Raw genomic sequence first — 11,767 nt, 5'->3', positions numbered from 1 at the left:
CCATGTTGGAAGCCATCCGCCGCTGGCGCGATGCGGGGGAGGCAGTCGCCAGAATTATGGTTCTGGTCGCTAAAGGATCTACTCCGCGTGAAGCTGGGGCCTACATGCTGGTGACGTCGCGCGAGCAGGTTGGGACGATTGGCGGCGGTCGTCTGGAATGGGATTGCATGGCAGAGGCCAGGACTCTTTTGACGGAGGGCGGGGAACGTCTTGAGCGACACATTCCCTTGGGACCGGCCATCAACCAGTGTTGCGGGGGGGCAGTCACGGTCGGCATCGAGCGTGTGGTGGACATGGATGCGCTTGAACGTGAAGCTTGGAAAGAGCGGGAGGGGCTGCCTCAGCTGATCCTGTTCGGGGCCGGGCATGTTGGCAGGGCTCTGGCAAAATCGCTCGCATTACTGCCTTTGCAACTCATCTGGGTGGATGCCCGGGAGGATGAGTTCGGACCGGTTCCGCCAGCCGTTGACGCGCAGGTGACGTCCGACTGGGAGAATATCCTTGATGCTACGCCTGCTGGATCTGGCGTTCTGGTCCTGACGCAGAGTCATACGCTGGATGCTCTGATCACGGGTGCTGCGCTGGCCCGGAACGATTTGCGATACGTGGGCATGATTGGCTCCCGGACGAAGCGCAAGCGTTTTGAAAGTGCATTCCGAGCGATCGATATTCCGCAGGAGCAGATCGATAAACTGGTCTGCCCGATCGGGGATTTTGGCGTTCGGGACAAAAGACCTGAAATGATTGCTGCTTTTGTTACGGCAGAAATTGCGGCCCGGTTTCTGGGAGAGTGAGCTTCCCCTGTCGAGTGGGAATCGGGCGTGTAACAGAAGCTTGCAAAATAGTATTGATTCTTGAATTTCGGAGCTAATGATATTCGTTAATATTCGCAGTTTTCTGCGGGTAAAAATCATCACGATGTTGTGATCTCACTCCACGTTCAAGTGATGCGTTGTCTACGCTTATGCTGGGCGCATGAGCACTGACTTTCGAATGCAGCCTGCGCCGGGCAACAGGTTTCTCTCGACAGCACGACGTGCAGGACAAAAGTTCTGTGCCTCCTCTTCCCGTCTTCTCAGAACCGGGGCGGCGGCAGGGGTTGTGCATCTGGCACTCTCTTCAGGAGCAGCTCTCGCAGCGAACACGGTGGTGGCGCAGCTTAATAAGCCAGCGTCACTGACGAAAGCCGATCAGGCCTTCGTGGAAGATCTGGAGCACCGGACATTTCGGTGGTTCTGGGATACAGCCAACCCGAAAAACGGGCTGGTGCCGGATCGTTCGCCGCTTCCCAATGGTGCAGCCAGTATCGCCAGTGTCGGGTTCGGGCTGACGGCTTACGGAATCGGTGCGGAGCGCGGTTATGTTACCCGCGATCAGGCGGTGGACCGCACGCTGACGACGCTACGGTTTCTCATCAGTCTGCCGCAGAATGACAAGGTGTCCGGCGCATCCGGATACAAAGGGTTTTTCTATCATTTCCTTGATCCAAATACGGGTTTGCGCGTCGCGGACTGGTCCGAACTTTCAAGCGTAGACACAACACTTCTGATGGGCGGCGTTCTGTTTGCACAGTCCTACTATGATCAGGACAATGCGAAGGAAAAGGAAATCCGCGACATTGCGGATCGTCTGTATCGCCGGATTGACTGGACATGGATGAAAGCCCATGGCCCTTGGCTCAGCATGGGTTGGTCTCCGCCTAACAACTTCATCACGACGGACTGGAAGGGCTATAACGAAGGTCTGATCATCTACCTTCTGGCCATCGCTTCCCCGACGCATCCATTGCCTGCCGACACATGGAAGACGTGGACTGCGACTTATGATGGGCAGTGGGGGGATTTTCAGGGGCATCAGCTTCTGAATTTCGCGCCGATGTTTGGTCATCAGTACAGTGAATCCTGGATTGACTTCCGTGGCATTCAGGATGACTTCAATCGCAAGCATAATGATGATTATTTCCAGAACGGACGTGAAGCCGTGTATGCGCAGCGCGCCTATGCACAGGCCAATCCAGGCGACTGGAAAGATTATGGCGCGAATATCTGGGGCCTGACGGCGTGCGATGGACCGGGTGACGCGCATCAGGATTATGACGGTAAGCCGCGTCATTATCTGGCGTACAGTGCGCGTGGGGCCGGACGCGATTACATTCTGGATGATGGAACGATTGCGCCGACTGCGGCCGGCGGATCCATTGCTTTTGCACCGGAAATTGCACTTCCTGCTCTTGAAGAAATGCAAAAGCGCTATGGAAACCGGATCTATAACCAGTATGGCTTCCTGGATTCCTTCAATCCGTCCTTCAAGGACAAGAACGATTATTGGGTAGATGGGCAGCAGCTTGGCATTGATCAGGGGCCAATCCTGCTGATGCTCGAAAACTGGCGCAGCGGTTTCGTATGGGACGTGATGAAAAAGAACCCTTACCTGCGTGATGGTTTGCAACGCGCAGGCTTCCAGGGGGGCTGGTTGAGTGAGAAGACGGCGTCCAGCGGGAGCGATCGTCCCCTTTAAAGAGGACGATCCAGTCCTGCGACTAAACTTTCAGCAGGAAGCGTGCCGGGACGGCGATCGGAAGCGGTGTCGTAGAAAACCGTTTCCGGGTCTGTGAAAGAGGCATTCTCTTTTCCAAGATTGATGGCGATAGTCAGAAGACTGCCATTTGCCAGCGTCCAGCGCGCCACGACAGTCTTATCTCCCAGAATATCGGCTCCTGCACTATAAGCGCCTTTCAGATAGGGCATAATTTTCGAGTGTCGGAGCGACAGGAGCTCTCTTGTCATGGCCAGCCAGGCCTGTCCCGCCGGGGAGTCTCGTTGGCTTCTGTCCGGTTTGGAAAGTCTGAAGGTTTTCGGGTCTATGGGATTGGGAAGTGTCTTGAGGATCTCCGGATCCGTCAGGTTGCAGTATTCCGCAAACTGTTCCTCACGACCGAGAATGACTTTTTTGCCAATTTCTCCATGGAAATCCGAGAAAAAGTAGAAGGGTGTTGTGGACCCCCATTCCTCGCCCAGAAACAGCATGGGTGTCATGGGGCATAACAGCAACAGAGCGTAAGCGGCCTGAAAGGCATCAGGGTTTGAGAGAGTAATCAGGCGCTCCCCAAGCGGACGATTGCCGATCTGATCGTGGTTCTGGAGAAACGTGACGAACTTGGTGGGAGGAAGGTCACTGCTGGGTGTGCCGCGTGCCTTTTTCCGGGGTGGAAAATATTCTCCCTGCCAGGCAAAGCCTTCCGTCAGAACGCGTTTGAGAAGAGCGGTTGTCTCTGTATGGAAAGGCCGGAAAAAACCTTTGTCCTCGCCGCTCAACATGACGGTCAGGGTATGGTGCCAGTCTTCGCACCACTGCCCGGAATAGCCATCCCTCAACAGGCCTGAATCATTGTTCTCGTTTTCAAGAATGAGATGGACGTGGCGTCCTTTTTCGACGGTCTTATGAATTCTGCTCTGGAGCTTATAGAACCATTTTCGATCCGTAATGGCCCATGCAGCATCAATGCGCAGACCATCAAAACGATACTCCATCAGCCAGTACAGCGCATTGTCGATGAAGAAATCCGCCACGATGGGATTGTGGAAATCAATGCCGTCGCCCCATGGTGTATCATACCGGGGGTCGAAGAAGCCTTTGGCATATTCCAGAAGGTAATTTCCGTCCGGCCCGAAGTGATTATAAACGATATCCAGAAAGACCATCAGTCCCAGTGAATGGGCATGATCGATCAGGTCTTTGAGATCATCCGGGCGTCCGTAGGCCGGAGTGGGTGCGTAGACAAGTACGCCATCATAGCCCCAGTTCCAATGCCCGCTGAAACTGTTGACGGGCATGAACTGAACAGTCGTGATGCCAAGGTCGGCCAGTTCCTGAAGGCGCGCTTTCATGCCTTCGTAATTGCCTTCAAGGCCCAGATGTGTCTCGTAAATGATCGTTTCTTCCCACGGACGTCCCTTCCAGTCCGGATGCTTCCAGTCGTAAGTGTCCGGGTCCAGAACTTCGCTGCGGCCATGCACACCATCGGGTTGAAAGCGGCTTGCAGGATCTGGAACCGTTATTTCGTCCCGAACCCTGTAGAAATAGCGTGCTCCGGCCCCACAGGGCGCTTCGGCTGTGAAGGTTCCGTCTGAATGACGACGCATGGTGATGGGAGCAAGGTCTTCCACCTCGACGACGACCCTGTCACAGGAGGGTGCCCAGAGTGTGAAACGCGTCTTGTCCGGAGCAATAAGTTCCGCACCAAAGCGGTTCCTGAATCTGAATGAAGACATGGAATGACCCCTTGTTTTTCAGGAGGCGGGAGAAAGATAGAGAACAGACAGAGGAGGGAGCGTCAGGCTGACAGAATGGTCCAGTCCATGAGAAGGAATATCCTGCGCATAAACCTGACCCTGATTGCCCAGATGGCTACCGCCAAAAATATCAACGTCCGTATTCAGCAGTTCCTGCCATGGGCCACCCCATGGAACGCCAATGCGATAGTCCCAACGCGGAACGGGTGTCATGTTTCCTACAATGAGCACTGGAGGGGCATTGGGGGTGTATCGGACCCAGGCAAACACACTGTTCTGTGTATCGTCCGCGATCAGCCACTGGAAACCTTCGGGGCGATCATCAAGCGTATGAAGCGCTGGAAGATGCCGATAGAGCCAGTTGAGGGAACGGATCAAGGCATGAACACCGCGTCCGAGCGGGTCTGAAAGACGATGCCAGGCGAGTTCCCCGTCGTGATTCCATTCCTGTGGTTGGGCTATTTCTCCGCCCATAAATAGGAGTTTGCGACCGGGATAAGCCCACATCAGGGCATAAAGGGCGCGAAGATTGGCATGTTTCTGCCAGTCGTCTCCCGGCATTTTGCCCAGCAGAGAGCCTTTTCCGTGAACGACTTCATCATGCGACAGTGGCAGGATAAAGCGCTCAGAATAGGCATAGATCATCCCGAAGGTGAGGTCCGACGGGTGGTAACCGCGCCAGAGCGGGTCGCGCTGCATGTAGCGCAGCGTGTCATGCATCCAGCCCATGTTCCATTTATAATCGAAACCGAGACCACCAGTTCGGGCTGGCGCAGTCACTCCAGGCCATGATGTTGACTCCTCCGCAATCAGGAGTGTGCCTGGATGCAGGTCATGGAGTGTTTCCGACAGATGATGCAGGAAATTGACGGCCTCAAGATTTTCGCGGCCGCCATGAATGTTGGGGCGCCATTCCCCGTCTTTGCGGCTGTAGTCCCGGTAGAGCATGGATGCGACGGCATCTACACGCAGACCGTCAATGTGGAACTGTTCCAGCCAGTGCAAAGCGCTGCCTGCCAGAAAGCCACAGACCTCGTTGCGTCCGTAATTGTAAATGAGCGTATGCCAGTCCTGATGGTAACCTTCCTGCGGGTCAGCATGCTCGTAGAGATGCGTTCCATCGAACTGGGCGAGACCGTGCTGATCGGCTGGGAAATGCGCGGGAACCCAGTCCAGAATAATCCCCAGGCCTGCCTGGTGGCAGCGGTCAACGAACCTGGCAAACTGTGCACGGGATCCATGACGGGCTGTTGGGGCATACAGGCTGAGAGGTTGGTATCCCCAGGAACCGGAAAATGGATATTCCGCAATAGGCAGAAGTTCCAGATGGGTAAAGCCGAGGTCCTGAAGATACGGAATGAGGGTATCCCCCAGTTCGTCCCAACTGATGATCTCACGACCATGCTGAGGGTGACGCCAGGAGGGCGCATGAATTTCATAGATTGAAAGGGGGGCAGTATTGGATTGTCGAGAAGGGCGAGCAGCCATCCATTCCTCATCGTGCCACTCAAATGCATCTGGAGGAGCAATAACGGAGGCATTGGCCGGCGGGAGTTCTGCCGCCTTGGCATATGGATCCGCCTTTGCAGGAAGTACTTTTCCGCTATGGGATACTATTTCGTATTTGTATCGTTCTCCGGCCTGGACGCCAGGAATGAACAGTTCCCAGATGCCTGATCCATGGCGAAGGCGCATGCAGTGTCTGCGGCCATCCCAGATATTGAAATCACCGACAACCGAGACGCGCCGGGCATTGGGTGCCCAGACGGCAAAACGCACGCCTTCTATACCGTTCACGGTCATGGGAATGGCGCCCATCATACGATCGATCTGCTGATGCTTTCCTTCCGAGAACAGGTAAAGATCAATATCCCCTAACAGCAGACCGAAACTGTAAGGATCATGTGTTTCCTGCCAGGCATCGGCCCAGCGGATACGCAGGAAATAGTGTGCCGAGCGTGGTAATGTCGCTGAATAAAGCCCCCGATCATCAATTCGGCGCATGATTTTTTCAACAGTTTGGCCAGAAGCTTGCTGGATCATCAAATGCACTTCTACGGCATCAGGGTAGAAGACTCTGACGATATCCTGTCGATGGTCCCGATGACGCCCCAGCACTGCGAAAGGATCGCCACACTGACCCATCATCAGGGTGTTAATCATGTCTTGCAGTGCTGGATCGACCGTACGAGCGTGCATAGGGGAAAACTTTCAGGGGCCGGTGCCCGTACGGGGTGAAAAGGAAATAAGAGAAGATATGGTCGTTCCGCCGGATGTCCGGGGCATGCGAGCGACCTGCCGAGACAGACGGGGGCGTGCTGAAGCAGGATCTGCGCGCCGGGGGGCGATATCGGTACCCGTATCAGTGGTTTTTGTTTCGTATCCGGACATTTCGTGTAGTACCTGAGCGTACTGAGCAGCCTTCCCATTCCACGAGACATCATGGAGGGCTCCATTGCGCTGCATCCGTGCCCAGACAGCTTTCTGGCGGAACAGGGTTTGAGCCCGACGGATGGCCAGATACAGCATGTCTTCCGTGGTGGGAGAGAACAGGATGCCGTTTGCGACGCCTTCTGAAACCGCAGCGGAGTTGGCGTCAATGATCGTATCGCTTAATCCCCCAACACGTGCGGCAATGGGAATTGATCCGTAGCGGAGTGCATGAAACTGGGTCAGGCCGCAGGGTTCAAACCGCGATGGAATCAGGGAAGCATCTACGGCAGAATGCAGTCTGTGTCCGAGGACCTCGCTGTACCGAAGATGGCAGACGAAATTGTCAGGGTAGCGGCTCCGAAGCGCTGCAAATTCCTGCATGATGGCTTCGTCACCCGTGCCCACCACCGCAAGCTGGATATTCTCCTGAAACAGACGCGGAGCCAGCCGGGCCAGAAGATCAGCACCTTTCTGTGTGGTCAGGCGGCTGACCATCCCGAGCAGGAGAGCGTCTGCTTTCTGGGGGAGGCCAAATTCTGCCTGGAAGACACGTTTGTTGGCGCGGCGCGCGATAATGTCGCCTACAGCATACGGGAAGAATACAGACGGGTCCGTCATGGGGTTCCATTCCCGAAGGTCCACGCCATTCAGGATGCCTGTCAGAACATTTGAACGGGCCCGCAAAACGCCATCCAGCCCCATGCCTTCTTCTGGTGTCTGGATTTCTTCGACATAGGTTGGAGAGACGCTGATCAGCCGGTCGGAGAGCTGAAGCGCTCCCTTCATGAAGCTGATCTGCCCGTAATACTCAAGCTTGTCAGGCGTGAAGGCATCGTCAGGCAACTCGAAGGTTTGGAGCATGTCATAAGGATAGAGCCCCTGAAACGCGAGGTTATGAATGACATGCGCGACCGGGGGTGTCGTGCCTTCCATGTAATGGAGGTAGGGAGCCACAAGACCGGCGTGCCAGTCATGTGTCAGAACCACATCAGGTTTCCAGTCTGGGAGCAGTCCCGCGGCGATCAACGCCCCAACGCGGCTCAGAACGGCATAGCGGATGCCATTGTCGCTCCAGGGGTGTCCGGAAGGTTCAAGGTAGGGATTGCCCGGCCGATCATAGAGTGCAGGGACATCCAGAGTATAAACGGTATTGCCCTCTGTTCTTCCGCACAGGACTGTCACTGTGTGTCCAAGAACATTATCAATCCGGATTATTTCTTCTCTATTGGAGAGAGCGCGAAGAACAGCTGGATAACCTGGTAACAGGGTCCGTGTGCTGACGCCCTGCTTCTCAAGAGCATCTGGCAAAGAGCCAACAACGTCTCCCAGTCCGCCCGTTTTGATGAAAGGATACATCTCGGCAGCGATCGATAGGAGCTGTAACTCCCGTTTTGTGGAGGTGGGCGTATTCTGGAGCATGGCACACACCCTTCTTGCTGTCGGCCCAGTTATTCGGGGACGTTTGTTGATTTTTGGCTTTCTGATGGCACAACGCCTGACAGAGGGTGTTGGAAACGGGATCACGGATAAGTTATCGCCTCTTTCACGGGCTCTTGCCGCGTTACGGATCTGAAGGCTGCGCGGCTCTGCCATGGGGCAGGAAAACCGGCGCGCGTCTTTTCTGGAACAATGACTATGAGCAGTTCGCGCCAGAAGGGATTACAGGAAGGTTCTCCCAATCGTCTGGGAGCCATGTTTGAAAATGACGGGGTCAATTTCGCAGTTTTTTCAGCCCACGCGAAATCGGTCGAAGTGTGTCTCTTTGATGACGATGGCAAGCGGGAAACAGACCGGATCAAGCTTCCGGAATATACGGATCACGTCTTTCATGGTTGGGTTCCTGATCTGAAGCCAGGGCAGCTTTATGGCTATCGTGTTCATGGACCGTATGAGCCGGATGAAGGGCACAGATTTAATCCGAATAAACTGCTGTTTGACCCGTATGCCCGTGCGTTTCATGGAGATCTCACGTGGGACCCGGCACTTTTCGGTTATGTGCTTGACCATGCTGACAAGGATCTGAGCTTCAATCCAGAAGACAGTGCGCCTTTCGTCCCTAAAAGCATTATTATTGATCCAACGCCGCAGCATTTTGAGAGGCCGCAAACGTCATGGACGGATACGGTCATCTACGAAATGCATGTGAAGGGTTATACGAAGCTTCATCCGCAGGTTCCTGAAAAAATTCGCGGAACTTATGCTGGTTTGTCTGATCCGACATTGCTGAAAAATATTCGAGATCTGGGCGTGACGGCAGTTGAATTCCTGCCAGTTCAGAGTTTTGTGAATAGCAAATTCCTCGCGGACAAGGGACTGAGCAATTACTGGGGCTACAATACGATCGGGTTCTTTTCTCCCGAAAGTCATTATGCTTCCGAACCAGACAATGCGGCTCAGGAATTCAGAGCGCTTGTTCGGGCCTGTCACGAGGCAGGTCTCGAGGTTATTCTGGATGTTGTTTATAATCACACGGCAGAAGGCAATGAACTGGGGCCAACGCTCTCTTTCCGTGGTCTGGACAATGCGTCCTATTACCGTCTTATGCCGGATAGTAAAAGACATTACATTAACGAAACGGGTACGGGAAATACGTTCAGTCTGACGCATCTGAACTGCATCCGGTTTGTTGCAGATAGTCTGCGGTATTGGGTGGAGGAAATGGGTGTTGATGGATTTCGGTTTGACCTTGCAACGATACTTGCGCGTGAAGATGATGGTTTCCATAAGGACTCGAGTTTCCTGCGTGTTTGCCAGCAGGACCCGATCCTCTCTCATGTCAAACTGATTGCAGAACCTTGGGATGTAGGGCCAGGGGGATATCAGGTTGGGAATTTTCCCCCGGGTTGGGCTGAGTGGAATGATGTTTTCCGTGACACGACACGTGATTTCTGGCGAGGCGAGGCAAAATCCGGTGCGTTAGCCCCTCGGCTGCTAGCCAGTCCAGACCGTTTCAATCATAGCGGCCGTCGGACATGGGCCTGCGTGAATTTCGTCACGGCGCATGATGGTTTCACGCTGATGGACTGCGTGTCCTATAATGAGCGCCATAACGAAGCGAATGGCGAAGACGGCAAAGACGGCTCACCGGATAACCGCTCTTACAATTATGGGGTTGAGGGGCCGACAGACGATCCGGACATCAATGCCGTTCGCTGGCGTCAGTGCCGGAATATGCTGTCTACCCTGCTTTTGTCTCAGGGAACGCCAATGATTGTTGCGGGAGACGAGTTTGGTCGGACGCAGCAGGGTAATAACAATGCGTATTGCCAGGATAATGAAATTTCCTGGCTGCACTGGGACATTAGCGATGAAGGCAAGAGACTTCAGTCTTTTGTGCAACGTCTGACAGAACTGCGTCATCGGTATCCGATCCTGCATCGCAGCCGGTTTCTGACGGAAGCCTACAACAAGGAACTGGATGTTCAGGAACTGAGTTGGGTTACGGCAACGGGGGGGCTGATGATGCCGGAAGACTGGCAGCACGATCAGTGTTTCGGGCTCATGATTGATGGCCGAAGCCAACGCAGTGGTATCATGCGCCGTGGCTCGGATGCGACGGTTCTGATCGTGCTCAATGGATGGAAAGACTCTGTTCCTTTCATTCTGCCGGAAACAGGGGAGGGGCGCTGGAAGCTTCTGCTCGATACCAATCAACCGGATGCAGGTGCTGCTGTGGAACAGGAAGTTTTTGAGCAGAAGTTTGAATATGTCGTTACGGGACGTTCCGTGCTTCTGCTGGAACTGATTTGCCGGGACGGAGGAGACTGCAAAGAGGGGAAGGCCCATTGAGCCAGTATTGCATCTGAGGCGTTCCTCGCGAACAATGGTTCACCCCGTTTAAGGAAAGGAACATTTCATGCGTCTTATTCTGGCACTTCTTCTGCCCTGGCTTCAGTTCTTTACCATTGGTCGCCCGTTTGCGGGGATCATCTGCCTGTTGCTTCAGGTAACGGTTATTGGCTGGATTCCGGCAGCCATCTGGTCTGTTTATGCACTCAGCCAGTATCGCACTGACCAGAAAATTGCCGCTGCCCGACGCGGTTGAAGTCAAAAAAAACCGGGTCCTGAAAGGCCCGGTTTTTTTATGCGCTGTTTGAGAACGTCAGATCGTATCGATTGTCCCACCATCCACGCGCAAGGCGGCTCCCGTTGTTGCTGATGCAAGAGGCGAGGCTGCATAAACGACCATATTGGCCACTTCATCCACAGTAGCCATGCGCTGAAGGATGTTGCTGGGGCGATGTTTTTTGACAAAGTCGGCACCCAGTTCAGCAACAGGCTGGCTGCTCTCCGGATTTTGAGCTTTCAGCATGGCTTCAACGCCTTCTGACAGTGTCGGGCCGGGCAGGATCGAATTCACCGTTACATTTGTGCCTGCCATGTCCTTGGCCAGTCCACGCGCCAATCCCACCATGGCTGTTTTGCTGACGCCATAGTCAATCATTTCAACGGGGATATTGAACGCGGATTCAGAGGCAATGAACAGCACGCGTCCCCAGCTCCGTTCTTTCATCCCTGGCATGTAAGCCCGGGCGAGGCGTACTCCGGAAAAGAGATTGACTTCAAACAGCTTCTGCCAGCTTTCGTCGGTCGTTTTGAAAAAGTCGCTCGGGCCGAAAATGCCCGCATTGTTGATCAAAATATCCACCTGGCTTTCTGCGGCGACCAGGGCATCACAGCCTTCCGCCGTACCAACATCCGCAACCACACTGCGAAAGTTCCCGCCAGGAACATGCGTGCGCAGGGTCTCGAGAGCGCCGTCGAGCGTATCCTGTTTGCGGCCATTGAGAATAACCGTGGCATCGGCTTCTGCCAGTCGACGGGCAATGGCCAGACCAATTCCGCCGGTAGAGCCGGTCACAAGGGCTGTTCTGCCGCTCAGATCAAGACCCAGCATGATGAAATCTCCTGTTAATGAAATGTTCGTGACGGCAGAAACGTCTTACCCCCGGCAAAGTCGCATGGGATTTGTGCCAAAGGACGCATACGGTCACAGGACGTCCCGACCTAGATCTGTTAGACTGAAGGGCAGTACTGTCCTG

The 11,767-nt window shown here is 54.4% G+C and carries 9 protein-coding genes; 5 read left to right on the top strand and 4 right to left on the bottom strand.

Annotation, left to right across the window (positions count from 1 at the left end; translation table 11 throughout):
• Positions 1–2: 2 nt before the first annotated feature.
• Complete coding sequence (gene xdhC / locus J4P41_RS12185; RefSeq protein WP_426067335.1) at positions 3–794, top strand: xanthine dehydrogenase accessory protein XdhC; 792 nt, start codon at positions 3–5, stop codon at positions 792–794.
• 181 nt (positions 795–975) lie between these two features.
• Positions 976–2,517, top strand: coding sequence for a glucoamylase family protein (locus tag J4P41_RS12180; protein ID WP_408870216.1), 1,542 nt, complete (start codon positions 976–978; stop codon positions 2,515–2,517).
• Here J4P41_RS12180 and treZ read toward each other — a convergent pair.
• From treZ to glgA, 3 genes are read right to left on the bottom strand one after another with little or no spacing between them, the layout of a single operon-like run.
• Positions 2,514–4,271, bottom strand: a complete 1,758-nt coding sequence (treZ, locus tag J4P41_RS12175; protein ID WP_426067334.1) for a malto-oligosyltrehalose trehalohydrolase — start codon at positions 4,269–4,271, stop codon at positions 2,514–2,516. The genes J4P41_RS12180 and treZ overlap by 4 nt on opposite strands.
• Positions 4,272–4,289: 18 nt before the next feature.
• Complete coding sequence (gene glgB / locus J4P41_RS12170) at positions 4,290–6,491, bottom strand: 1,4-alpha-glucan branching protein GlgB (protein WP_426067333.1); 2,202 nt, start codon at positions 6,489–6,491, stop codon at positions 4,290–4,292.
• A gap of 12 nt (positions 6,492–6,503) precedes the next feature.
• Complete coding sequence (glgA, locus tag J4P41_RS12165; protein ID WP_426067332.1) at positions 6,504–8,144, bottom strand: glycogen synthase GlgA; 1,641 nt, start codon at positions 8,142–8,144, stop codon at positions 6,504–6,506.
• Here glgA and J4P41_RS12160 point away from each other — a divergent pair.
• The 3 genes from J4P41_RS12160 (at position 8,143) to J4P41_RS12150 (ending at position 10,770) form a co-directional block, all read left to right on the top strand.
• The gene (locus tag J4P41_RS12160) at positions 8,143–8,298 is read left to right on the top strand and encodes a hypothetical protein (protein WP_426067331.1); all 156 of its coding nucleotides are present in this window, start codon (positions 8,143–8,145) and stop codon (positions 8,296–8,298) included. The genes glgA and J4P41_RS12160 overlap by 2 nt on opposite strands.
• 62 nt (positions 8,299–8,360) lie before the next feature.
• Positions 8,361–10,514 carry a glycogen debranching protein GlgX gene (glgX, locus tag J4P41_RS12155; protein WP_426067330.1) on the top strand — a complete coding sequence of 718 codons (2,154 nt, stop codon included), beginning with the start codon at positions 8,361–8,363 and terminating at the stop codon, positions 10,512–10,514.
• 67 nt (positions 10,515–10,581) lie between these two features.
• Positions 10,582–10,770, top strand: a complete 189-nt coding sequence (locus tag J4P41_RS12150) for a YqaE/Pmp3 family membrane protein (RefSeq protein WP_023944648.1) — start codon at positions 10,582–10,584, stop codon at positions 10,768–10,770.
• Between the two features lie 57 nt (positions 10,771–10,827).
• Here the strand turns inward: J4P41_RS12150 and J4P41_RS12145 are convergent, their stop codons facing one another.
• The gene (locus tag J4P41_RS12145; RefSeq protein WP_426067329.1) at positions 10,828–11,622 is read right to left on the bottom strand and encodes an SDR family NAD(P)-dependent oxidoreductase; all 795 of its coding nucleotides are present in this window, start codon (positions 11,620–11,622) and stop codon (positions 10,828–10,830) included.
• Between the last annotated feature and the right edge of the window lie 145 nt (positions 11,623–11,767).

Source organism: Gluconobacter sp. NFX36, from assembly GCF_049887835.1.
Lineage (GTDB): Bacteria > Pseudomonadota > Alphaproteobacteria > Acetobacterales > Acetobacteraceae > Gluconobacter > Gluconobacter japonicus_A.
This window is presented reverse-complemented; position numbering and strand designations above follow the sequence as displayed.

Bases quoted from the DNA above. Each gene is read 5' to 3' on its own strand.
- xdhC (WP_426067335.1), top strand. From the start codon at position 3: ATGTTGGAAGCCATCCGCCGCTGGCGCGATGCGGGGGAGGCAGTCGCC.
- J4P41_RS12180 (WP_408870216.1), top strand. From the start codon at position 976: ATGAGCACTGACTTTCGAATGCAGCCTGCGCCGGGCAACAGGTTTCTC.
- treZ (WP_426067334.1), bottom strand. From the start codon at position 4,271: ATGTCTTCATTCAGATTCAGGAACCGCTTTGGTGCGGAACTTATTGCT.
- glgB (WP_426067333.1), bottom strand. From the start codon at position 6,491: ATGCACGCTCGTACGGTCGATCCAGCACTGCAAGACATGATTAACACC.
- J4P41_RS12160 (WP_426067331.1), top strand. From the start codon at position 8,143: ATGGCACACACCCTTCTTGCTGTCGGCCCAGTTATTCGGGGACGTTTG.
- glgA (WP_426067332.1), bottom strand. From the start codon at position 8,144: ATGCTCCAGAATACGCCCACCTCCACAAAACGGGAGTTACAGCTCCTA.
- glgX (WP_426067330.1), top strand. From the start codon at position 8,361: ATGAGCAGTTCGCGCCAGAAGGGATTACAGGAAGGTTCTCCCAATCGT.
- J4P41_RS12150 (WP_023944648.1), top strand. From the start codon at position 10,582: ATGCGTCTTATTCTGGCACTTCTTCTGCCCTGGCTTCAGTTCTTTACC.
- J4P41_RS12145 (WP_426067329.1), bottom strand. From the start codon at position 11,622: ATGCTGGGTCTTGATCTGAGCGGCAGAACAGCCCTTGTGACCGGCTCT.